Raw genomic sequence first — 23,088 nt, 5'->3', positions numbered from 1 at the left:
TATTAAAAATTCTCAACCTGAATTTCGTGTTTTAACAAGCTACAATATTCATTGTTTTAGCTAATTAGTATACGATTTTGGTAATTAAAAAATATTAAAAGGTTTTTAATAATTGTAAAAAGAATAGTTAATAACAAGTCAGAATAAAGGAGATGAAAGTGAAAAAAATAAATTTAATAATAGTAAGCATGACATTTTTAGTATTTATCTTATCTGGTTGTATCAACAATTCAAAAAAAACAGTAAAAGAAGAACACTCCTTATCAATTACAAAAATTGCATATGATAGCCTTGATGCTGGTGACAGAACTGAATTATTGAATGACAAACCAGATGGTGTAGTGGAAAGGAAAGTTGTTACAAAAGATATCGCACACCTAATAGATATGAAATACGATGGAAAAGAAGTGTATGCAGTAACATTCAAAGTAAAAAATAGCGATTTATTAGGAGATATAACAGTTTATTTTGATGGTGAAAAACAGAAAGTAATCGGTAGAGGGTATAGAGAATAAAAAGGTAGGGATCTCCCCTACCTTTTTGATTTGCTATATTGCATGAAAATTTGTAGTTCAAATTTTCATTTGTTTTTTAATTTTTTTTGCCCGTTATTATTTTTACTTTTAATGACTGGTGAAGGAGCTTTAAAAAATTGTTTAATTGATTGCCTGTTCTTAGTCAAGTCTAACTTTAGTACTGCCCCTGAATGTTCTACAGTTTCATTCGTATAGCCGGTATCTACTGGAATACTTAAGCGATCGATCTTTTCAATTGGTTGAGTAAATGCAATAGAGGCTAGTGAAAGTATGTCTTCTAGTTTTAAATCGGTGGAGACATATTTTGTTGTTTCGTCTATTAAAAGCGGAACTCTAGCAATACCACCGAATGTATTTAACTTTTCTTTAACAGCACTTACTACTTTTAATAATACTTCCTGTTGACGTTGGACTCTTCCAAAATCGTTGTTTTGATCATGTCTAAAGCGAACGTATTTTAACAGCTGCTCACCATGTAAGTTGTTTTTTCCAGGTTTCATTTTCAAATTCATATCGTCAATTAAAGATTGACTAACATCTACAGTTATACCTTCTGGAACTATCGTATCTACGATGCCAACAAAACCTTTAAAATCGATGATGACTGTATGGTCAATTGGAATGCCGAGATTACGATAGATTGTATCCTTAAGTAGTTTTTCACCACCTAAATAATAGGCTTGATTTATTTTTCCATATCCATACTTATAACCCTTAATTTTGACATATGAATCCCTTAAAATTGAAGCTACCTTTAATGTACGGTCCTCAACATTATATTGAACAACTGCGATACTATCTGATCTAGAATTTTTTTCACCACGAGAATCAACACCGATGACAAGGAAAAATAAAGAGTTTTTTAACAGCTTATTTTTAAAGCTCATTTCTTGCTTATTTTTATGATTTGCTTCATTTTGACCCTCATTTGAAGGTTTAATTTGGCAACCAACTAAACAAAAAACAAGGATCGAAAGAAGGCATATTCGAAAAAATTTCAACATAATCTATTACTCCTTCTATGTAAATAAGTAAGTTTATTTGTATGTATTTTAGTTTATATTTCCCATCAAATATTTTGATAATACATAACTGATTTTAGAACAAAGAATCATCATGACTATTTGTACAGTAAAACTTCGATCGACGTAGGTCTTTTTTGTTATTAATTCGCAATATAATTGAGAATAGAAAAAGTCTTGGGAAATTATTTTCTTGAGACTTTTTCTTTTTATGATTGGACTTTTATAAATTTTTAATGCCATTTTAGTAGTCATTCATTAAGTATAAATGATAATTGATTAAATCTTACTTGAAATATAGACGAATGCCCATGTAGCAAGGATTGTGAACCTTACATATACTTTATTGTGATTTCTAATATGTATTTGAAGGAGGCAATATACATGAAAGGTTATTCACCTTACTACGGCGGTGGCGGTTGTGGCTTTGGATGTGGCGGCGGAGGATTTGCGCTAATCGTTGTATTGTTTATTTTATTAATTATCATCGGTGCTTCATTTGTAAATTGCTAAAAACTATTGAGCGTCAGCCACTTAAACCGACTAACAACAAGTTAGTCGGTTTATTTCATTTCTAACTATGAATTCAATTAGTAGTTTTTTCACCATCTTTTTATAAATTGCATATAAAGAAGTAGGTATATAACTAGAAATTCTACTTAAATTAGTTTATTCAATTTGTCCTATTAAACAAGGAGGACCATAAATGAAAAATCAGCTTTATAAACCGCAAAGACATTGGAAGGATATTGCTTTATGGAAAGACGTTACCGATGAACAATGGAACGATTGGCTATGGCAATTAACGAATACTGTAAGAACATTGGATGATTTGAAGCAAGTGATTGATTTAACAAAGGATGAAGAAGAAGGAGTTAGAATATCCACAAAAACCATTCCTTTAAATATCACTCCATATTATGCTTCATTAATGAATCCTACTGATCCACGGTGTCCTATTCGAATGCAATCTGTACCAATTAGTAAAGAACTAAATAAAACAAAATACGATTCGGAAGACCCGCTCGGGGAAGATGACGATAGTCCAGTATCAGGTTTAACACATCGATACCCAGACAGAGTACTTTTTTTAGTGACAAATCAATGTTCAATGTATTGTCGCTACTGTACAAGACGTCGTTTTTCAGGCCAAATTGGAATGGGCGTACCAAAAAAACAATTAGACGAAGCAATTGCCTATATTCGCGATACAGAAGAAATTAGAGACGTACTTATATCTGGTGGAGATGGATTATTAATTAATGACAATATTTTAGAATATATTTTAAAAAATTTAAGAGCAATTGATCATGTAGAAATTATTAGAATTGGCACAAGAGCACCAGTAGTATTTCCTCAACGGATTACAGAAAACCTTTGCGAAATTTTAAAAAAATACCATCCAGTATGGTTAAACACGCATTTTAATACAAGTATTGAAGTTACCGAAGAAGCTAAAAAAGCATGTGAAATGCTTGCAAATGCTGGTGTTCCAGTAGGAAACCAGTCTGTTATATTAACTGGAATTAATGACAGTGTACCAATTATGAAAAAGTTAATGCATGATTTAGTAAAAATCAGAGTCAGACCATATTATATTTATCAATGTGATTTATCAGAAGGAATTGGTCATTTTAGAGCACCAGTAGCTAAAGGATTAGAGATCATTGAAGGTTTGAGAGGTCATACTTCTGGTTATGCAGTACCTACTGCATTTTTTTTATGCAGAACTATTTAATCCAATATTTTTTATTTTTATATTAATTTTTGAACGATTTTAACAGTAATAATAACTAGGGGGGATTATTATTGAGTATCATAGAAAAAAGTAAGATAAATAACAGTATAAATCATGTTGCCATTTACTTAAGAATATCCCAAGAAAAGAAAGGTGAAAATGCCGACACATTATTTAACCATAGAACCATTCTAACGGAATTTGCTAAGGAATGTGGATGGGAATTCGAACTATACCAAGAAGTATTAAGCGGTGGTAAATCTGAGTTAAGTGAACGCCCCCAACTACAACGCATGTTAAACGAGATCGAGTTATACGATGGTATATTGGTAGTAGAATTAAGCCGTTTAAGCCGTAATGGACTAATTAGTGAAAAAGTTTTGCAGACATGTGTAGATTATAATAAGCCGATCATTACTAGAGAACGAATTTACGACTTGGCGAATAGTCAATCTGACGTATTAATGTACCGTTTTGGAAGTTTAATTGCTTCACAAGAACACTCTTTAATAGGTGCTCGCAGTAAAAATAATAAATTATCAATGGTTAAACAAGGTATGCACGTTAGTGGTACTGTACCATTTGGATATAAACGAAATAAAAATACGAAACGGTTAGAAATAAATGAGAAAAGTGCAGAAATTATTCGTTACATATTTAAGCTGCAAAATGAAGGATTAGGGAGTTATCGTATACGAGACATTCTGAATGAAGAAGGATATAAAAGTGCAACAGGTAAAGCGTTTAACTTACCTAGTATTAAACGGATCATTCGTAATCCAGCTTATAAGGGGACGGTTGTGTTTAATGATCGTAAGCGAGTTAAACAAAATGGTAAGTATGTTTATGTTAACGTTAATACAATAGAGGTGGAAAATGCACATCCCAAAATTGTTACTGCAGCAGATTGGGAAAAAGCTAATGGAATACGTGATGCAAGGGCAGAATCGGCAAATATTATTAGAGAAAGACCTAGCTCAGTTACAGGTGTTACCAAATTAAAAGATTTATGTTTTTGCTATAACTGTGGTAGAAAGCTAGTTATTTGTAAAAACAATCGAAATGCAAGTTATTACATTAAAGGGTGCGAGTACTTAATGGAAGATGGTACAAAATGCCCGAATATTGGTATAAATGCTATTTATGTTGAAGAGTTAGTAATGCAAGAAGTAGGGAAGTTAAGAGATGAAATTGAATTAGAAATTGAACGCCTACTAAATAATGATACAACTGATTTAACAACCAATTTAGAAGAACAATTAGTCCATTTAAATGGGAAAATAGAAGAACAAACAAAACAATTTAATAAGTTAATTGAATTAGCCATAAGTGGAGTATTTACGGTTAATGAAATAGCAAGTAAAAAGAGGACAATAAACGATTCCATTGAATTATTAAAAGCAGAACGTGAGAAACTGACAGTTAGACTCGCAAATACTCTTTCTGCGTCAAATACAGAAAAGCTGTCTAATGTTTTAACCTTGGTGGATGAAATTGAAAAGGGTAATGCAGATCCTATAGAAATCAATATTCACTTGAAAAGATTTATACGTAAAATATATTATAAACGGATGCTAGACTCAGAAATGCAAAACTTATCACCAAATAATCCTATCCGTCGCAACGCGCCTTTTACGATTGAAATAGAATACCTTTGATAACATTTGTTAACAAAAGTATTTTTTTGTTGCGAATATAGGGTTTTCTCAACTAACTGTATAACTGCATGAAATATTTATTTCCTAGTAAATACTCGTCACAAGTAATTCATAAGAAGAACATTTATTCATTTTTTTATAGCTTTGTTGAGTTTAGTAGATTTCTTCTTGAATTAATGTAATGGAATAGTTTAATAATACTTGAATTTAATATCGAGGAATGGTTCGTATAATACTAACTGGCAGGCCACAAAAAAATAATAAGCAAAAACCGTTAGTTAATGTGACTTTAAAATATAAATCAGCGTTTTTTGAATTAAAATTCTACCTAAGAAAAAATAAAATAAATTTTATAAAGTTAGTATTCTTATAGTGAGACTGAGAGGTGGTCATTTATTTGAATAAATTTATAAAGTTTGGTGGGTTTTTACTATTAATCACCATTGTTTTTAGTGGTGGATTTATTTGCGGGAAATTACTGTATAACAAACCAACCAGAGAGATACAAGTGGGATATGAAGAAACAGGGCAACAAGGTGTGATCGAAATACGTAATGTTATTAATGATGTAAATAATCAAGACAAAATTGATTTTATCCAACAAATGCTAACCTTTGCTAAGCAAATTAACGTTAATAAAAAAGACCTAGGAAAATCAGATGTACACTTGTTTATCAATAGTCCTAAACAAGGGATTCGTTTGATGGAAATACGAATATGGTTTACTGATGATGGTGCGATTATAGATATGGGAGATTATCGAAAAATTGATCAATCGGAAGCTAAAATGTTAAAGAAAATGCTTGGATATAAGGAACAATAGAAACTTCTTTAAGTAACTAACTACTCCACATATTTAAATTCAAGAACTGCTTAGATGCAGTTTTTTTAATTAAATTAAATTAATTGAACAACTCGATCGGCTGCGTAGTCGATTTTTTTTATTAATTCGAATCAAAAAATATTACACGAAACCAATTAAATTAGAGATGATACATTTCCGCAAACTTAGAAACACATCAATTTTAGATATAATATCTAGTGAGTTATTCATTAAAAACTATTTAATAGAAATAGAGAATGTATTTTTTTATTCAAATATTAGTTTTTAGTTTAATCATGGGTATTCTTATTACTATTGCGAGGGTGTTATCTAAATGATCAAAAAAGTAATGTAGATTAACACTTATGATAGGAAAGGTTATATCTTTGCTCGTGTTATTTTCTAATGTAATAAAGGTTTAGTTTATTTTATTGAAAGATTCTCAGAATAATAGAGTGTTTTGGAGGGTAAGAAAGAACTTTTATAAGATCATGTAGGTAAAATAATAATTGAAATTAAATTTCTTGAAAAATTAATGTACGTTTCGCTTAATAGATTAGGAGGTAAGGATTTGCTTAAAAAGTTCAGTTTAATATCTCTTTTAACTGCAATCATTTTGCAAGTTTACGGTTTTTTTACTAACAGATTTTGGATCCTGATACCATATACATTTTTCATATTAGGAATCATGCTTTTTTTACTAGCCTTACAGGAAAAAGGAAATGTTAGAAGAAATCTTTTCATCATGACAGGGAGTACTGTTTTTATGGGATTTATAAGATTGTTAAGTAATAACTTTGGAACAAATTTTTAAGCTTAAATTTAATAAGGTAAATTAAGTGGTGTATAACAGTATTATTGCATTATTGCTCCTTTAGCTTTAATGGTAATGTGTATATTATTATTGATGAATTAATAGATCTATTTGTTATCTCATAGGAGCCATGATGGCTCATTTTTACTATATTAAAGTAGTTATAAAGGAAATCATTACCATTTTATAGAATATTAATATATATAAATAATGAAATTTGGAGTGCTTTGGAGAAAAATAATGTATAAAGTAAAACATAATAAAATTACTAATGAAGTATTAAAAGAATTGGATCAAAAATTTGTCCCCGATGTTGATTACTTTTATTTTGAGGATCGACCAAACTTTGTTTTAGTGAATGAGCGTGAGACAGTTGATTTGTCATTAGATTTAAAAACCTCTTACTTGCCGTGGAATATTTCTGCAAAGGCTCGTTATATAGCTATTGTATCTAATGAGGAATTTCTAAGTTGGGAGGAAGAGATACAAAAATTAGTCTTGAGGGAACAAATACGCCTAAATAGGGGTTACATATTTGAGTTAGATGAGTTAAGAAAAGGAATAGGGGACATTCCAGTTGAGGTACAAAATGCACTCGATACTTTTTCGATTAATATTGATGGGATGAAAATGATTACATTGCAAAGGTTTTTATGGAACACTTTTCCCAATGAAATAAGAACGAATATATTACTTTATGTAGCAAATATGTTTGTAGACATGGATTCGATTTCAGATGAAAGTTTTTTAAATACCTTAAAGTGTGAATATCCAACAGTTGCTTCCTTACTTAATACATTTGGAAGTAGAAATGGACCGAACTGCTTTGGTGCTGTGTTAATAGCATTGCAGAAGGATGAAGATAAAATAACATCTTATTTAAATAAATGGGTACTTCCAACTGAATTCTATAAAGAACTGAAAAATAAAGATTATGTGAGAATTGAAACAGATTCAATCCAATCAAATGACATATTGATTTGGGAAAAGGATCACAATACTCTCCATTCGTGTTTCGTATTGAGTAATGGCTTAGTACTTAATAAACAAGGGCAAACGATGTTTAATCCATACCAATGTCTCCCATTAGAGGATGTTCTTAATAATTGGAATTGGGTTGAGGCTTCTGGTGGTCATTTAATGATTTACAGAAAAAATGAAGTTTAATTTCTTGAAGACTAAACGACTACTTTTGCAGTTGAATTATTGAATAAGGAGGATTCAATGTTAATCTATTGAATTAAATAAATTAGCTTACAGTAGTAAAAAATAACTTAAATACTACTATTTATGAATTATTCGAGTTTAAGAAAGACTGAGGAATTATTATGGAAATAATTACAGGAAAAGTGATCATTATATCTGTATTTATATTTATTGTGACAATGATAGAAACTTTAGCTTATTCGACTAGAATATCTGGTGCACGAGTAAAATTAATTGCAACTGCATTATCTTTATTTAGTACTTTAGTAATTGTTTCAAGGTTTTCTACAATGATTCAGCAACCTTTAACGGCCAAACTTATTGCGCAAGCACCAGATACAAACAAATTAGATTATTTAGAGGAACAGTATAGGATTTTAATTGGGGTAACAACAATGGGAGTACTAGTTGGTATACTTTTATTCCCTACTTTTGTAAATATATTTTCAAGGGCAATTATTCAATTATCTAATCAACGTGGTTCCGTTGTAGGGCTGTTTATTAGCCAGTTTAATCGTAATGGATTTACTAAGATTATTAAGTGTTTTAGAGTTCCAAGTTTATCCTATTTAAAAGGTATAACATTAAGAACGATTCCAAAACGTCTGTTTGTTATAAATGTTATTATCACATCTATATACACAATATCTGTACTTTCTTCAATCTATGCATCAATGTTAGTACCGAAAGATCTTGCTCAGGCTGCATTAATGTCATCTGGAATTGTTAATGGTATATCTACAATTTTATTAACATTATTTATTGACCCTAAAGCTTCTGTTTTAGCAGATCGAGTTATGAAAAAACAAAGTGATTATATTTATTTGAAAAGTTATTCGTTAACTATGATTAGTTCTAAATTTATAGGGACACTTTTTTCTCAAATTTTATTTATTCCTGCTGCTTACTATGTTGCATGGTTTGCAAAGTGGATATAAGTTCCTAAAACACAACTAATTTATATGATTGTTTAAATAGGAGTCGATAAACAATAATCGACTCCTATTTTACTACTAATTTAAAAGGAGAGATTCTATGTTTTATAGAAGGAAATATTACATCGTAAAAAATGAATTTGTAGAAGCGTTTAATGAACATTTTAATGAAACGAATTTACCTAATCAACTTAAGCATGGTGCAAGATTGACAGGTAGATGGATGACTTCTCATGATGCAACAACTACAGAAATATTCGCTATTTGGGAGTATGACAGCTATGAAAAGTATCAAGAAATTGAAGCAAATGTTAGAGGCGATCAAGAACATGTACAACGAGTTCAAAATTGGTATGAAAAATATGGCGGTAGAACTAAAGTATTTGAAGTATATTGTTTAGAGGTTAGAAACGAAGAGTTGATATCGACTTTGAAATAATAAAATATGGTCAATTTAATACTGTTAAAGCCGAATATATAAAAATAAGTGAAGATACTTTATTTATACGACCGATGTTAAATCAGTTGCCTAAACACTTTTTATTTCCAATAACAACTCATGCATAGATAATATTAAACTAATAGATTAATAAGGAGAGTTCTATGTTAACTAACTTATACTTTGTAAGACATGCACATTCTACGTATACTCCTGATGAATTGGGGCGTCCATTATCAAAGAGAGGTTTTTCTGACGCACTAATAGTAGCAGATCTACTCTTAAAAGAAAAAATTGACTTTGTTGTTTCAAGCCCATATAAACGGGCTATTCAAACTGTCGAAGCGGTTGCCAAATCGTTAAAAAAAGAAATTGTAATTGAAGCGAATTTTAAAGAACGTGAACTCTCAAAAAAGCCTGTTGAGGACTTTAACTATGTCATAACTCAAGTATGGAAGGACTTTAATTTATCTTGGGAGGGTGGAGAATCAAACGTTAATGCACAGAAAAGAGGAATTGAGGCTACGAAGAAGATTTTAAAAGATTACGAGAGGAAAAATGTTGTAATAGGAACACATGGTAATATTATGGTCCTAATTATGAATTATTTTGATCAGAAATATGGCTTTGAATTTTGGAATAACCTTGCAATGCCAGATATCTATCGACTAACTTTTGAAGGTGAATCATTAATTGAAGTGAAAAGAATATGGAAGTAAAACTATGCTTCAGTTGAAAAGTAATTTGAAACTGATTGAACAAAAAATTGCTTATCTGTAGCCTAGTTTAATATGGAATCTGCATTTAAATTTATATAAATTAATCACATATGAATTATTTTAATAGACTAACTTAAGAAAAAACTAATCAGATTTCAAATGGAGATGATCGCATTGCAACAGGCACTTATATTTGATATGGATGGAACATTATTTCAAACTGATCAAATTTTAGAGCTATCACTTGAAGATACATTTAATCACTTAAGATCACTAAATTTATGGAACTCAGTAACACCTATAGAAAAGTATCGTCAAATAATGGGCGTACCTTTACCAAAAGTTTGGGAGGCTTTATTACCTGAGTATTCTATGGAAGTACGAGAAAAAACAGATGCTTTTTTCCAGGAAAGATTAATTGATAATATTAATAATGGGAATGGAGCTTTATATCCTAATGTAAAAGAGATTTTTGCTTATTTAAAAGAAAATAATTATTCAATTTACATAGCGAGTAATGGTTTAACAAACTATTTAAGTGCAATTGTTAAGTATTATCAGTTAGATAATTGGGTTACAGAAACGTTTAGTATTCAGCAAATTCAATCGCTAAATAAGAGCGAATTAGTTAAAACCATCCTTAAAAAGTTTGAGATTATAGACGGAGCTGTAATAGGAGATCGATTATCTGACATAAATGCAGCTAAGGATAATAATTTAATGGCGATTGGATGTAGGTTTGATTTTTCACAGGAAGATGAACTCAAACAAGCAGATTTGGTAATTGATGATTTAATTCAATTAAAAACTGTTTTTCCTAAAACGAATGGTATTTTAAGTAGCTAAAGTATGGGTAAGTTCTATATTTGAGAAGAGGTTAGCATTCATTTGCTGGCTTTTTTAATCATGTAAATTAATATTCTGAGTAAAAATAAGTTATTTTTTAATCCGGTTTGTGTACACAAATGCTTACCGAAAATTTTATAGAGTGCTATGTTCTTATTAGTAATGATTGGGAGGGGAAAAACATCAAAAGTAAGAGTATTCACTTTAGAATCAATGAAACAATTTTAGAAAAATTTGAAGATGCTTTAATATACGAAGGAATAAACAAAACAGAATTCCTAACCCATGCGATTCAAAATTTTTGTGCAAAAGTGGCATCACAAAAAATGAATGATGTGAAACGTCAATATGAAGCTAGTACACATTTGCAAGTACGAATTGATACACATATATTGTACGAAGAAAAACGGGTCGATTTAGATGAATGGGTTATTAAGCTATTAAATTTAACAAAAGATGAAAAGATACTAGACATTGGATGTGCGACTGGGGCATTCCTTTCGCTACTACAAACAAAAGGTCATAGAGGAGTACTTACCGGACTTGATCAGTCATCAAAAATGATTGAAGAAGCAACTAAGAACTCTAAAAAAAAGAATTTAACTATTGAATGGATTATTGGTGATGCAAGAAAACTTCCTTTTTTAGGAAATTCATATGATTGGCTAGTAGCAAGACATATGCTTTATCATGTCCCAAATCTTCAAGAAACAATAGAAGGTTTTAAACGAGTTATTAAACCAAACGGAGGACTAATTACTACTACAAATTCTCGTGATTCATTACCAAAAATTAGGGAGCTTTGTAATGACATGCTATTTGAATTTGGTTTCCCTGAAAGAGTTTCGCCTACTGCTCCATTTTGTATAGAGAATGCAAAAGAACTGTTATACTCAACTTTTGATCGAGTAGACGAAACAGTGATTTCTAATTCATTAATTTTTGAACAACCAGAGCCAATCATGAATTATGTAGTCAGCATGTTTCCGTCATTAAATATACCACAAGATACTGGCTTATACACTGATATGAAAAAATGGTTGAAAGTTGAAGTTGAGAATAGATTAGCAAGTAATGGAAGAGTATGGCGTGATCCTAAGGATGTAGGGTTCTATTTATGTAGAAAATAAGATGTGAAATAATCTATTAGAATTAAAGTTTTCCAAAAATTATTATGGTAATATTAGTAGAGTTCTAATAGGAAGGACAGGTTATTATGGACAAATACAAGATAATATTATTTGATTTAGATGGAACACTTTCAGATCCAAAAGTAGGTATTACGAAATCAGTTCAATATGCATTAGAGAAAATGGAAATAATTGAACCTGATCTTGATAAGCTTGAATGCTTTATAGGACCACCTTTACAAGAATCGTTTGCCGAATATTACAATTTTGATCAACCAAAGATTCAAAAAGCAATCGAGTTTTATAGAGAGAGATTCACGGAGAAAGGGATGTTTGAGAATGAATTATACTCAAATATTTCTTCGTTATTAAAATCCCTAAAAGACCATCAATATATTTTAGTTGTCGCAACATCTAAACCAACAGTTTTTTCTGAAAAAATACTAAACTACTTTAAGATTGATCAGTATTTTGACTTTATTGTTGGAAGTAATCTTGACGGAACTAGATCATCAAAAACTGAAATTATCCAATACATAATTGATCAATACGACGAGTTCGATTTGGATAATTTTATTATGATTGGTGACAGAAAACACGATATTATAGGAGCAAATAATACTGGTATTGATTCGATAGGAGTTACTTATGGATATGGATCAGTTGAAGAACTGAATAAAGCTAACTCAACAAATATTGTAAAAAATGTAGATGAACTAAAGGAATTATTGCTAGGGAAATTAGTTAAGTAAATAAAGTTCATACTAGTAGATCAAATTAAAGTTTAAATTAATCATTGTATAAGTAAACACCAATGGGCTGCTTCGGTAGTCTTTTTTTTTGACTAAAAACGAGTTTTATATGAATAAAGGAAATTTATGTAAATTATTGAATAGTATAATATATACCTTTTAAGTGGAGGAACTATGTATGTAACTCTAGCTGTTATTGCTTTCGTTTTTTTAAAGAAAAGAGAGAATAGGAGGTTGCAAGAAATTTCATTAGGTGTTTCCTTGCAATCAACAAAGGATACGAAACCTAATAAATATAACGAACCTATCAATGAAAAAATTCATATACCGACAGAGGAAATAAGGGTGTTGTTAATACAATGGGAAAAACAATTACCTAAAATACAGCAAAGACGCACATACGAAACAATACAACAATGGTTTGAACGGATTGATAAAAAACAAGATTTTGTTCCGCTTTACGAGAAAGTACGATATGGGAATAAAACACTTTCGATGGTAGAAATTGAGCATATACGAAAGTTACTTAATTAATTAATAAAAGTAAATGAACCATACATTCAAACACTAGATTTAAAGAATTCAACAACATATTAGCCTCTTAATTTAAGTCATTCCAACTTCAAAAATTAATAAATAGACTTAAATCATGAAAACGCTTTTAATTACATATATTATTTTAATTAAAGCAGCTATCATTAAAAATAGAGGTGGGTTGGATGTATTTTATTAGCCTTGAACATGAAAAAAATTATGGTATTTTGATGAACTATTTTAAGAATGAACATCAAGATTATTTAAGGGCTTGCTATGTAGCTGCTATTCCTAAAATTTTTAATCGTATCGATTTTTCTGAGCACTTAAATGGTCCTTTTGATTGGTATTTTAAAAAAGAAAATTCAAAAATAGTTTATTCTTTAAACGATGGCGAGGGGACAAATTATTTAGTTGATCTAGGACTTCATTTCTGGTCAGGTGACAATCCTTTTAACTTAAATAACGCTTTATTTGCCTGGCGGAATAATGGTGAATATTTTAAAGTATTAGAACAAATTTGTACTATATAAATAGTAATGACCCTTTATTAATAGGGTCATTTTTTATTTTAGGTAGAAGTTGTACTTATAAAAGTTCAACTTTATTTCAAGTTTCGTAGGAAACTATTAGATTAGTAAGATCATCAGGTGGAATTTTTTAAGGATAAATATTTCTATTTTTAAAAAATGAGGTGCTGATCATTTCAAATCGAAAACATTCTTTATCCGCTGGTGCTGTTGTATTAAATGAAGAAGGCAAAATCTTACTTATTAGAGGCCCTTGCAGGGGATGGGAGTTTCCTGGAGGAGTAATTGAAATTGGTGAGACGATTTCTGATGGGATTATTAGAGAAGTAAAAGAAGAAACTGGGATCGATATTGAACTAATCAAGTTTTGTGGAATTTATCATAACTTAAACTCTAGTGTTTGTGCTACATGTTGGCTAGGAAAATCTATAGGTGGAGAATTGCAAACTAGTAGTGAAAGTTTAGATGTAGGTTTCTTTTCAATTGAAGAGGCAATGAGTTTAATAACATGGTCAAATTTTAAAGAACGAATTTTAAAAATATTGAATGAAGAAGAGCACCCTTTCTATGTGTCTTTTTAAAGAAAGTGATTAAGGTAAAATATTTATTTTGAAAACATCTAACATAATCACATTAGTATGTTAATTGAACAAGGAATTTATAAAAAAGTAAAGAATCTATTTAAAAGTAAAAACTTTAATAGGAGATTTTCTTGTGGAACCAATTAGATTAAAAGAAATTCCAAATGGCATTAGAAATATTGTTGGAGATATTATTGAAATAGAATTTCCACGACAAGGTCACACATCAAACGTCGGTATTATAAAAACAACTGAGGGATACTACGTACTAAAAAGAACAAAAGGAGTACAGTATTCCTCTTTACTGACAAAAGAAGTACAAGTACTAAATCAGTTATCTCATACTGAGTTGTCCATTCCAAAAGTATACAAATATATAGAAGATAAAAATGAAAATTATTTATGGACAATAATGGAGTATATTGGAGGTGAAACATTAAGAAGCTATTTATCTATCGAGAATACACAAATAAAAAGATACGAAGCAATCTATAATTTTGGTAAAACTTTATCAAAAATCCATTCCACAATTTGCCCAAATTCATTAATAAATAATAAATTGTGGCTAGATGATCAGTTAATTCAAGCCGAATATAATTTGAAAAATTACAAAGTAGATGGCACTTTTAAGCTGTTAAATAGATTAAAAGAAAATAAGCCAAGGACAGTTAATCAGACGTTAATTCATGGAGATTTTACGATTGATAATGTATTAGTCAAGAATGGAGAAATCACAGGTATTATTGATTGGGGCGGAGGGGCCTACGGAGACCCAAGGTATGATGTTTCATTAGCAATACGTCCTAATCCAAATATTTTTGAGAATAAAGCTGAAGTCACAATCTTCTTTGAAGGTTATGGAAATGGATTGATTAGTGATGAGGAATATCAATATTTTGTTGGTATTTACGAGTTCTTTTAATGCTTTATTATTTCTTTCTAACACGAAAGTTATCAATTAGGTAAAGAAAAATTTATTAAAGAGTTAGTAGGAAGATCATTAAAGTGGCAATACAAATGACTTATTTATTGAACGCATGCTTAAGTTAATCAAAATGAACGGAAAAGGATTTTTGATGTATGTTATTGTGCAACAAGCATTTTAAATGAAGTTTTTTCTAATCATGGATTAAGACAAAATTGGATTACGTTTGTTGGAGAGTTATTTAATCGTTACAGTTCAATTAATCAGTTATCTGAAATTGAAATGAATTCTATCTGGCATACAATGCTCTGTATCCAAACTATTTTTATGGCCTAAATATTTTCGATAGTAACAAGGAAATTTTTTTAGCAAAAGATAAGAAAAAAGGATGGTTTGTTTGGTTTAGATACCATTAAGGGTATTGGTATTATAACGGTTAGAAGTTTTAATGTAACACCTTTTTATATTTAGTGGTTTAGTGTAAGGCAGGAGTTTCCATTAATTAAATAGAATTTTAGTTATAGTTTTATTAAAATTGTGCCTAAGAGTCCTATTGATGGCTCTTTTTTTTATGTATTTAAGTTTATTTAAAAAGGCAGTATGAACTAATTATATAAAAAATAAATTTATTACCAATAAACTGGATATTTGAAACGTCTATTAAGTAAAAGGAGGTATAAAATGGGACAAACGAGTTCACAACAAAGAGAAATTCTAATTGATGACTTAGATGAATTTAAACAATTATTTAATGAACATAAGAAGCATGTATTTGCAATGGCGCTATCTATATTGAGAGACTTTGAATTATCGGAAGATGTATTGCAAGAAGTTTTTATAAAATTATTTCACCAGCTTAAGCAAAATAAGATTTCAAATATTAAAGCTTGGCTGATTAGTGTTTCTCGAAATACAGCTTTAGATCTTTATCGAAAAAAGAAGCGAGAAATAACAGGATTTGATGATGTTTTTTTCGAGCGAGCAAAAATTCTTTCTGAAGATCCACTAGACAAAATAGTGTTAACCAAATACATAGAATTGCTTGATTTTGAAGAAAGACAGATTGTTATTATGAAAGATTTTTCAGGTATGAAACATAAAGAAATAGCCATTATTCTTGAAATGCCACTTGGTACGGTTCTTTGGAAGTACAGTAAGGCATTAAAAATGTTGAAAAAATGTTTAAAGTAAGGAGGGATACGATGGAGAAAGATAAAACGTTAATGCACTTGCACAGTGGAATTGAAAAACAGGTTCCTGATGTATGGGATAAAATTAAGGATAAACTTGTAACAGTTGAACAAGTACATATAAGTCAAGAATCAACGCTGATAAATGAAAGAGTTTTATACAAAAGTGGAGGATTAAACAGAAGATTACTTGTAGTTGCAGCGGTTTGCGTGATTTGTCTACTATCGTTAAGATTTACACCAGTGTTAGCATCGATTCAACAAATGTATGATAAAATTTTTTCAAGCGAACATATTGATGATTCAGGTGTTAGAGCTGCAATTAAATTAGGTCAACATCAAGCGATTAATCAAACATATTTTGATGCTACAAATGATATAAGTGTACACTTTGAAGGAATTATGACTGATGATAAAGAGACAAAACTCTTATTGACTTACCATAGTAAAACGAAGGATTTAAAAAATTATTATATTGATATTTTTGAAGGTGATAGTTCGATCAACTTAACGGTTGGTAACAATAAAAAGATGAAATTGCATAACGTAGGATGGGGTAGTAGATATTACGACCGTAAAGAAAATAAAGTAGTGGAAGCATTGTCTTTTGAGTCAATTAAAAAGTACAAAGGACAAGACATTCATTTAGAAATTGAAAATTTAACAATATATGGTGATAAACAGGACAGTATGGTACCAGCAATTTGGAATCTTGATTTCAAACTAGCTAATTCTGCCATTTCTAATCGAGAAACAATTGAAATAAACAAAAATTTTGCCTACAAAAACATAGAATACAAAATTAAAAAGGTTGAGTTTTCGGCACTGGAAACAAGGGTAGTCGTTGCCGGCTCAGATACGAAAGTATTTACTGATGAAAGTGGAATGCGATATACAGTAATGAGTAAATTGGAAGAACAATTCCTTAATTCTAGAAAATTCGATAAAGAACTAGGGTATACAGTAAATAATAAAAAATCAGGAATTTTCTTAAAATCGGCTGGGGAAAAAGTTGTTCCGATTTTTAGTAAAGGTGAGGTGGCTGGAGAAGATGACGAATATGTTATGATTTTTGCTCCAGTTAAGGATCGCCGTGACTGTACGCTTGAAGTTGGAAATGATATAAAAATCATATTAATTAAAAAGTAATTAATTGTGTTGTTCGACAGTGCCAATAATAATGCAAGCCTATCCATTTTATAAGATAGGCTTTTTTTATTCCACTAATCTATTAATTATTAAACTAAGGCTAAGTCAAAAAAATTCATCGACCTGTACGCGCCTTCTGCTCACTCAATTCAAGAGCTACCTCATATTCCTTATTTGGAATCAATGGTGAAATCTCACTACTGATTAATTTAGCAACCTCATTTTCATTTAATTCTCCACTATCGAACCTTCTGATTATATCTTGCATTTTCCAACTCACTTTGTAAAAAAAACAATCACTTGCTGCTTTTGCTTCTGCATCCGGATTTTTGAATTTATAATTTGAGTACTCAGAAGCGGTATACTCTTTTTTATTTTGTTTACCATCCATAACAGCTGCCATCGCATTCGAGCTTAAAGGTAGAATGGTTAATACTGTTAAGATTACAGTTAATAAATTTTTCATAATATAATTCTCCTTGTACATTATTAATAGGTAAAGCTTAGTATCAGCGCAAAAAGTATATAAAATACAAAATGGACTAATGATTAGAATCATTAGCCCATTGCACTTTGATTAAGTTGTAATATTTAATCGCCAATTTTTGGTATTGATGATTTAGTAATCTTGTCCTTAGAAGAAGAAAATATTTTCAATCAGTCTATATTTGTTACCACAGCTTCTTTAAAGGCAAAGTCAGACTTCTTTATCTGATTAAGTTCTTTTGATGACATTTTCTCATTTTTTGGAATGGCTATTTCTTCTTGAGTACCCTCTAACATCCTCTTCATTACATTAAAAGCTATTAATGTAAGAATAAAAGCGATGCTCGGTCCAAAGACAATCCACTGATCGAGCATTAGCTCTTTGTAGGATACTCCGATTAAGGAAGACCATTCGTTTGAATTCGGGAATGTGATGCTGTTTACAGTGTCTAGTTGGATTGTTGTGCTACCACCGACAAAAATTCGAAAAACACCTAGGTGAATAAGTAATAATAAGACACTAATCATTTGCTGAACGATCATTAGTAGGATTCTAGAACGTAGAAATGGCATTACATGTTTTCGTATAATCCTAAACTTTGTTGCACCAATTGCTCTAGATGCTGTAATAAAATCTTCGTTGCTAAAATGGCTCACATCATTGCCAATAGCATGAACGAGAGAAGGTAATGAAACAATTGTTAGCCAAAAAATGATTGAAACAATATAGGAAAAGCCTTTTGTAGCATCACTAAATAGATTCACATCAAAAAACAACATGACGAGGAGGATAGCTGGGATAAATCGGAATGCTCGCTCAAAAGTTGTAAATAGAGTTCTCATTTTTTGTAAATAAATCCCATAAATAATCCCAATGAAAGCACTTAATCCAACGCGCAATAAACTCACACTCAAACCGATTAAAATGGTATATTTAGCACCATCAATGACTAGCCAAAAAAGGTTATTTCCTAAACGATCGACCCCGAAAGGAAAATCAAAACTTGGTGGGAATGGTCGCATTTTCATGATTTTTCCATTTCCATCATATAAAAACGTTGGTGGAGTTTTTATGTGATCTTTTAAAACATATGTATAAAGGAAACTTACGGCAACTAAACTAGTTAGAAAAAGTAATGAGAAGATGAAAGGTAGTCTCGTCCAACCTTTTTTCATTCGGATTGCTCCTTTCCTGTCAGTTTGATCGCGACTAAATTAAATATCATTTCTATGAAGAAGAATGGAATAAATAAAGCGAGCAAACAGATGTAAAATGCGTTAGGTGTTTTCAACGCTGTATAAAGTAATTGAAAAAAACCATGAATATTAAATAATGATTCAACAACTAATAGATTTGAAACGAGCAGCCAAAATAAGTAGTGCGAATGCGAAAATAGTGTTACTACAACGTTTCGTAGAATATGCCTTAGTAAGATCCATCCATTGGATAAACCTTTTGCTTTTGCAAATTCGACATATGTTTTTTTACTTTCTTCTTCTATCGCGATAAAACTCATTTGGAATAACATGATCCCAGGCAGTATAGACACGACTAAGATTGGAAGTACATATACTTTCTCAAGTCCTGCGACGGGATCGACGATGAGAATATTTGTTTTTTTATAGAGCCATATAATGAATAATTGAACTGCGAAAATAAACATAACATCTGGGATACTTTGTAAGAGAAATAAACATTCTTTGACGACTTTTCGTATTTTAGGAGATAACTGATAAGTTACATAGGAAAAGAAGATTCCTAATGTGATTGTACAAATAAAAGATGATGATAGAATAATAAACGAATAGATAAATGGCTCTTTTAAATAGCCCCATAAAGGTGTTATTTTTGAGAAGGGCCCTACTTTGATTGTTATTTCATTTAAATGAAGTAAGCTGTGACCAAACGTACTAAGTTGTTTTAAAACCGTATGGAATAGTTCAGTTTTTGTCGTATGTAAACTAACTGAAAACGCTACTATGATTCCTATCAAAATGATCGTAAATAGTAATTGGTAAAATTTTTTCCATAGATAATAACGAATACTCATTTAATCGTAATCTCACTCCTTTATCCTCATAATTCCTCTGTAAAACTTATTCATCATCCTTTCATGTTTAAAATCTATTTACATCTAGTTTAAACTACATTGGAAATTATTGTAAGAAAAATTAGAATTTATTGCCAAATTAAAAAGATGTTACATACAAAAATAAGAAAAGTACTAGGAGGGTTAAATGGAACGAGTTAATTTTTCAAGTAATCGATTGATTTTTGAAAAAGCAGAGAAATCTTTCGTCATTCATAAAAAAATAATAATAGCGCTTCTACCAGGAGCTGATCTTCAGCACATTGGAAGTACGGCCATTCCCAACAGTCTTACAAAAGGGCGATTTAGATATACAAGTACGAGTTTTTCCTGAGGAATTCTCAAAAGCTGTAAAATTACTTTCAACATTATTTGAACTAAATGAAGGTAGCATTAAAACTCATTCATTTAGAGCATTTAAAAATGATTCACTTGACCCACCTTTAGGTGTACAACTAACAATTATTGATTCTGAATTTGATTTCTTTTGGAAATTACGAGATCTTTTATTATTAAATGAAGAGTATAAAATCGAGTATGATCATTTAAAAAGAAGGTTCGAAGGGAAAGGTATGGAAGATTATAGGGATTGTAAAAACGAGTTTTTCGCAAAATTAATGAATACTCCTGAATATAAAAAAATGAAATGATGACTGATCTGAAACGAAAAACTATTCAGCATTCTAGTTTTTACTAGTCTATTTCATCTTCAATAAGGTTGAATGAATCCCATTAAAAAGTAGGTTCGAATTTAACTCTCATATGTATCGAGTAGACAACATATTAAATATTAAGAGAATTTAATGAAAGAAAAGGGGAAACAGTTAATCTATTAAAATTCATGAGAAAGGGGATGAAGATGAAAAAACTAAAATTAAGTTTTATAGTAGTCTTATTTATTCCAATACTATTAGCTGGCTGCAATAAAACTGTGCTTACTGATGGTAGCATAAATGTAACAAAAGAAATGGATCAAATCATTTCAGATTACATTATTGAACAATATAAAGGAATATACGAGCCAAGCGATAAAAAATTTGAAGTACATAAAGTATATGGAACAAAAAAAAACAATAATAAGTTAACAGTCTACTTTTATTCCCTTTTCGGCACCTATAATTTGTCAACAAAAACAGAGGAACAGGGTGGTCACTCCTTGCCCACATTAATTACATTGAAGCGACAAGGTTCCTCCTATTCAGTTATAAAATATAAAGAGCCAGATGAAGGCGACCCTGGGGTATCTTTAAAAAGAATGTTTCCACGAAAGTATGTAAAACAAGCAGGTTATGATGAGGTTAACATTGATAAATTAGATTTACAAATGAAGAAAAAGGTTGAACAATGGTTAGCAGAAAATAGATAAGAAGGAAAGGATTGGCATATTAAGCTAATCCTTTTATATTTGGTTATGTTAAAGTAGATTGTTGAATTTCTTATTCAACATAATGGCAGTTTAGTTCAATAAGAATGATGATAAAATGTAACTAAGAGTTCATATAGAAAATGACTAAAGGTGATAATGTGTCAAATACTTTAATAAAATTTGGTGTTGATGGTTTAACAATAGAAAGCAACAGATTAGATGAATATATAAACTATATAAACGAAAATAGTGTGAAATCAATTTTTATTTATTACATGCAATATGATTTAACTAATGTAAGTTTTCTAACAGAATGCCCTACTTTAGAATCAATCACTATTAATGCTCCAATAAATGATTTTAAAGGATTATATGAAATGGCAAATTTAAAAGAGTTAATTCTTTCACACGATTTGGCGGATTCAATTAACTTTTCCAGACTAAGTATGCTGAAATTATTGATTTTAAGTTTAAAGCAAAACCCTCAAAAATTGAGTTATTTAACAAATCTTGAACGTTTAGTGATTTTGGATTATAAACCTAAAAGTAGAAATTTAAAAGATTTACCTCTGTTTAGAAACTTGACAGAAATTGAATTGGTTAAGAGTAATATAACTTCAATAAACGGTATAGAAAAGTTTGAAAATCTTAGTAAAATTGAATTCCATTATTTAAGTAAACTTGAAGATATTAAAAATATACATACTTTTTCAAATAAGCTAAAAGAACTAAGAATGGAGAATTGTAAAAGAATTATTTTTGAAGATTATTTATCTTGCTTAAAGGAATTAGAGGCTCTTGCTTTAGTTAAATGCGGAAATCTGTCTTCGATTAAGTTTATTAGAAATATGAATAAGTTAAGAGATTTTATTTTCCCTGGAACAGATGTTTTAGACGGTGATGTTTCTCCTTGTTTTGGTTTAGAATATGTTCACTTTACAAATAAGAAACATTTTAATCATAAGGAAAACGAATTTAATAATACATTTTGATTCAATAACTTATACAACTAAAGCATGCGATAGTTCAATAGTTTAGCAATGAAGACCCAAATCTTCTTAATCAGCAGAGGAGTACATAATAATGAGAAAATGACATTGAAACTAACAATTGAAAATAAAGAATATATTATTGAAGAAAATCAAATGTATATTTTTGAATTTAAGTCAGGCTATGAACTTAATGATTCTAAAAATCAATATTGCAAATGTTTGGTAATAGATCTTTCACTCGCTCTTAAAGAAGATGATGGAAGTATTCGTTTCTTTGTTTTGGATGAAGAATCAGGTGAAGATTATCTGATTGCACAAGAAGAACTTTTATCTATAACTAATATTTAACTAATTGTTCTTATACAACTAAATAATGCGTTAGTTGAATTTCAGGAGTTATTCGCAGCTCGTTTTTTTATTCAACAAAATGGCAGTATAGTTAAATAACAGTTTGATGTTAATCTAAAATTAACAATAAAAATGTGTTGTTGTAATTTGTCGTTTAATTTTTATACAATTGATTAATTTCCTTATTTTGGAATTTAAATCAATCATCATTATAATTGGTTTATATAAGTTAAAGGAGAGTTAAAAATGAGTAATTTTAATGTATATGGAGCACTAATT

The 23,088-nt window shown here is 30.0% G+C and carries 25 protein-coding genes and 1 pseudogene; 22 read left to right on the top strand and 4 right to left on the bottom strand.

Annotated elements, in window-relative coordinates:
* The first annotated feature begins 158 nt into the window (after positions 1-158).
* A complete protein-coding gene (locus tag ACFCYN_RS21785) occupies positions 159-515 on the top strand; it encodes a hypothetical protein (protein WP_375951751.1) in 357 nt (118 codons plus the stop codon).
* 65 nt (positions 516-580) lie between these two features.
* Here ACFCYN_RS21785 and ACFCYN_RS21780 read toward each other — a convergent pair whose 3' ends face one another.
* Entirely contained in the window at positions 581-1,540 is a 960-nt protein-coding gene (locus ACFCYN_RS21780) for an LCP family protein (RefSeq protein ID WP_375951749.1), read from the bottom strand.
* A gap of 402 nt (positions 1,541-1,942) precedes the next feature.
* Between ACFCYN_RS21780 and ACFCYN_RS21775 the strand changes: the two genes are divergently transcribed.
* From ACFCYN_RS21775 to ACFCYN_RS21695, 17 genes and pseudogenes are all read left to right on the top strand, one after another.
* Positions 1,943-2,071 (top strand): YjcZ family sporulation protein, encoded by a 129-nt coding sequence (locus ACFCYN_RS21775; RefSeq protein ID WP_098121598.1) that lies wholly within the window; start codon positions 1,943-1,945, stop codon positions 2,069-2,071.
* Between the two features lie 193 nt (positions 2,072-2,264).
* Positions 2,265-3,269 (top strand): annotated as a pseudogene (locus tag ACFCYN_RS21770) (KamA family radical SAM protein); the annotation flags it as partial.
* 98 nt (positions 3,270-3,367) lie between these two features.
* Complete coding sequence (locus ACFCYN_RS21765) at positions 3,368-4,954, top strand: recombinase family protein (protein ID WP_375951746.1); 1,587 nt, start codon at positions 3,368-3,370, stop codon at positions 4,952-4,954.
* A 397-nt stretch (positions 4,955-5,351) separates the two neighbouring features.
* On the top strand, positions 5,352-5,777 hold the full coding sequence (locus ACFCYN_RS21760; protein WP_375951744.1) for a PI-PLC domain-containing protein: 426 nt from the start codon (positions 5,352-5,354) through the stop codon (positions 5,775-5,777).
* Positions 5,778-6,831: 1,054 nt separating this feature from the next.
* Complete coding sequence (locus tag ACFCYN_RS21755; protein ID WP_375951742.1) at positions 6,832-7,758, top strand: hypothetical protein; 927 nt, start codon at positions 6,832-6,834, stop codon at positions 7,756-7,758.
* A gap of 161 nt (positions 7,759-7,919) precedes the next feature.
* A complete protein-coding gene (locus ACFCYN_RS21750; protein ID WP_375951740.1) occupies positions 7,920-8,735 on the top strand; it encodes a lipid II flippase Amj family protein in 816 nt (271 codons plus the stop codon).
* Positions 8,736-8,832: 97 nt separating this feature from the next.
* The gene (locus tag ACFCYN_RS21745; protein WP_375951738.1) at positions 8,833-9,171 is read left to right on the top strand and encodes an NIPSNAP family protein; all 339 of its coding nucleotides are present in this window, start codon (positions 8,833-8,835) and stop codon (positions 9,169-9,171) included.
* A gap of 164 nt (positions 9,172-9,335) precedes the next feature.
* On the top strand, positions 9,336-9,890 hold the full coding sequence (locus tag ACFCYN_RS21740; RefSeq protein ID WP_375951736.1) for a histidine phosphatase family protein: 555 nt from the start codon (positions 9,336-9,338) through the stop codon (positions 9,888-9,890).
* A 174-nt stretch (positions 9,891-10,064) separates the two neighbouring features.
* The gene (locus ACFCYN_RS21735; protein ID WP_375951734.1) at positions 10,065-10,736 is read left to right on the top strand and encodes an HAD hydrolase-like protein; all 672 of its coding nucleotides are present in this window, start codon (positions 10,065-10,067) and stop codon (positions 10,734-10,736) included.
* A 119-nt stretch (positions 10,737-10,855) separates the two neighbouring features.
* Positions 10,856-11,866, top strand: a complete 1,011-nt coding sequence (locus ACFCYN_RS21730; protein WP_375951732.1) for a class I SAM-dependent methyltransferase — start codon at positions 10,856-10,858, stop codon at positions 11,864-11,866.
* Positions 11,867-11,952: 86 nt separating this feature from the next.
* Complete coding sequence (locus tag ACFCYN_RS21725; RefSeq protein ID WP_172444286.1) at positions 11,953-12,618, top strand: HAD family hydrolase; 666 nt, start codon at positions 11,953-11,955, stop codon at positions 12,616-12,618.
* A gap of 174 nt (positions 12,619-12,792) precedes the next feature.
* Positions 12,793-13,152, top strand: coding sequence for a hypothetical protein (locus tag ACFCYN_RS21720; RefSeq protein WP_375951730.1), 360 nt, complete (start codon positions 12,793-12,795; stop codon positions 13,150-13,152).
* Positions 13,153-13,337: 185 nt separating this feature from the next.
* Positions 13,338-13,685, top strand: a complete 348-nt coding sequence (locus ACFCYN_RS21715) for a DUF2538 family protein (RefSeq protein ID WP_172444291.1) — start codon at positions 13,338-13,340, stop codon at positions 13,683-13,685.
* A 170-nt stretch (positions 13,686-13,855) separates the two neighbouring features.
* Entirely contained in the window at positions 13,856-14,263 is a 408-nt protein-coding gene (locus ACFCYN_RS21710) for an NUDIX hydrolase (RefSeq protein ID WP_375951753.1), read from the top strand.
* 133 nt (positions 14,264-14,396) lie between these two features.
* Positions 14,397-15,185 carry an aminoglycoside phosphotransferase family protein gene (locus ACFCYN_RS21705; RefSeq protein WP_375951728.1) on the top strand — a complete coding sequence of 263 codons (789 nt, stop codon included), beginning with the start codon at positions 14,397-14,399 and terminating at the stop codon, positions 15,183-15,185.
* Between the two features lie 684 nt (positions 15,186-15,869).
* The gene (locus tag ACFCYN_RS21700) at positions 15,870-16,379 is read left to right on the top strand and encodes an RNA polymerase sigma factor (protein WP_375951726.1); all 510 of its coding nucleotides are present in this window, start codon (positions 15,870-15,872) and stop codon (positions 16,377-16,379) included.
* 11 nt (positions 16,380-16,390) lie between these two features.
* On the top strand, positions 16,391-17,527 hold the full coding sequence (locus tag ACFCYN_RS21695; RefSeq protein ID WP_375951724.1) for a hypothetical protein: 1,137 nt from the start codon (positions 16,391-16,393) through the stop codon (positions 17,525-17,527).
* Between the two features lie 115 nt (positions 17,528-17,642).
* Here the strand turns inward: ACFCYN_RS21695 and ACFCYN_RS21690 are convergent, their stop codons facing one another.
* The 3 genes from ACFCYN_RS21690 to ACFCYN_RS21680 form a co-directional block, all read right to left on the bottom strand.
* Complete coding sequence (locus ACFCYN_RS21690; protein WP_375951722.1) at positions 17,643-17,993, bottom strand: hypothetical protein; 351 nt, start codon at positions 17,991-17,993, stop codon at positions 17,643-17,645.
* A 191-nt stretch (positions 17,994-18,184) separates the two neighbouring features.
* Positions 18,185-19,189, bottom strand: a complete 1,005-nt coding sequence (locus tag ACFCYN_RS21685) for an ABC transporter permease subunit (RefSeq protein ID WP_375951720.1) — start codon at positions 19,187-19,189, stop codon at positions 18,185-18,187.
* On the bottom strand, positions 19,186-20,064 hold the full coding sequence (locus ACFCYN_RS21680) for an ABC transporter permease subunit (RefSeq protein WP_375951718.1): 879 nt from the start codon (positions 20,062-20,064) through the stop codon (positions 19,186-19,188). Before ACFCYN_RS21680 ends, ACFCYN_RS21685 begins: the two co-directional genes overlap by 4 nt.
* Positions 20,065-20,366: 302 nt before the next feature.
* On the opposite strand from ACFCYN_RS21680, the gene ACFCYN_RS21675 reads away from it, so the two are divergent.
* The 4 genes from ACFCYN_RS21675 to ACFCYN_RS21660 all read left to right on the top strand — a co-directional run bounded on the left by ACFCYN_RS21675 (position 20,367) and on the right by ACFCYN_RS21660 (position 22,809).
* The gene (locus ACFCYN_RS21675) at positions 20,367-20,753 is read left to right on the top strand and encodes a GrpB family protein (RefSeq protein WP_375951717.1); all 387 of its coding nucleotides are present in this window, start codon (positions 20,367-20,369) and stop codon (positions 20,751-20,753) included.
* A 209-nt stretch (positions 20,754-20,962) separates the two neighbouring features.
* Positions 20,963-21,469 carry a hypothetical protein gene (locus ACFCYN_RS21670; RefSeq protein ID WP_375951715.1) on the top strand — a complete coding sequence of 169 codons (507 nt, stop codon included), beginning with the start codon at positions 20,963-20,965 and terminating at the stop codon, positions 21,467-21,469.
* Between the two features lie 140 nt (positions 21,470-21,609).
* On the top strand, positions 21,610-22,461 hold the full coding sequence (locus ACFCYN_RS21665; protein WP_375951713.1) for a leucine-rich repeat domain-containing protein: 852 nt from the start codon (positions 21,610-21,612) through the stop codon (positions 22,459-22,461).
* 105 nt (positions 22,462-22,566) lie between these two features.
* On the top strand, positions 22,567-22,809 hold the full coding sequence (locus ACFCYN_RS21660) for a hypothetical protein (protein ID WP_375951711.1): 243 nt from the start codon (positions 22,567-22,569) through the stop codon (positions 22,807-22,809).
* Positions 22,810-23,088: the final 279 nt, after the last annotated feature.

This window comes from Gottfriedia sp. NPDC056225 (genome assembly GCF_042267765.1).
Lineage (GTDB): Bacteria > Bacillota > Bacilli > Bacillales > Bacillaceae_G > Gottfriedia.
The sequence above is the reverse complement of the archived record's forward strand: the minus strand, read 5'-3'. Positions and strand labels throughout refer to the sequence as shown.

Excerpts from the sequence above, each read along its gene's own strand:
- ACFCYN_RS21780 (WP_375951749.1), bottom strand. The coding sequence starts at position 1,540 with ATGTTGAAATTTTTTCGAATATGCCTTCTTTCGATCCTTGTTTTTTGT.
- ACFCYN_RS21775 (WP_098121598.1), top strand. The coding sequence starts at position 1,943 with ATGAAAGGTTATTCACCTTACTACGGCGGTGGCGGTTGTGGCTTTGGA.
- ACFCYN_RS21755 (WP_375951742.1), top strand. The coding sequence starts at position 6,832 with ATGTATAAAGTAAAACATAATAAAATTACTAATGAAGTATTAAAAGAA.
- ACFCYN_RS21750 (WP_375951740.1), top strand. The coding sequence starts at position 7,920 with ATGGAAATAATTACAGGAAAAGTGATCATTATATCTGTATTTATATTT.
- ACFCYN_RS21745 (WP_375951738.1), top strand. The coding sequence starts at position 8,833 with ATGTTTTATAGAAGGAAATATTACATCGTAAAAAATGAATTTGTAGAA.
- ACFCYN_RS21740 (WP_375951736.1), top strand. The coding sequence starts at position 9,336 with ATGTTAACTAACTTATACTTTGTAAGACATGCACATTCTACGTATACT.
- ACFCYN_RS21730 (WP_375951732.1), top strand. The coding sequence starts at position 10,856 with ATGCTTACCGAAAATTTTATAGAGTGCTATGTTCTTATTAGTAATGAT.
- ACFCYN_RS21725 (WP_172444286.1), top strand. The coding sequence starts at position 11,953 with ATGGACAAATACAAGATAATATTATTTGATTTAGATGGAACACTTTCA.
- ACFCYN_RS21720 (WP_375951730.1), top strand. The coding sequence starts at position 12,793 with ATGTATGTAACTCTAGCTGTTATTGCTTTCGTTTTTTTAAAGAAAAGA.
- ACFCYN_RS21715 (WP_172444291.1), top strand. The coding sequence starts at position 13,338 with ATGTATTTTATTAGCCTTGAACATGAAAAAAATTATGGTATTTTGATG.
- ACFCYN_RS21700 (WP_375951726.1), top strand. The coding sequence starts at position 15,870 with ATGGGACAAACGAGTTCACAACAAAGAGAAATTCTAATTGATGACTTA.
- ACFCYN_RS21695 (WP_375951724.1), top strand. The coding sequence starts at position 16,391 with ATGGAGAAAGATAAAACGTTAATGCACTTGCACAGTGGAATTGAAAAA.
- ACFCYN_RS21690 (WP_375951722.1), bottom strand. The coding sequence starts at position 17,993 with ATGAAAAATTTATTAACTGTAATCTTAACAGTATTAACCATTCTACCT.
- ACFCYN_RS21685 (WP_375951720.1), bottom strand. The coding sequence starts at position 19,189 with ATGAAAAAAGGTTGGACGAGACTACCTTTCATCTTCTCATTACTTTTT.
- ACFCYN_RS21680 (WP_375951718.1), bottom strand. The coding sequence starts at position 20,064 with ATGAGTATTCGTTATTATCTATGGAAAAAATTTTACCAATTACTATTT.
- ACFCYN_RS21670 (WP_375951715.1), top strand. The coding sequence starts at position 20,963 with ATGAAAAAACTAAAATTAAGTTTTATAGTAGTCTTATTTATTCCAATA.
- ACFCYN_RS21665 (WP_375951713.1), top strand. The coding sequence starts at position 21,610 with ATGACTAAAGGTGATAATGTGTCAAATACTTTAATAAAATTTGGTGTT.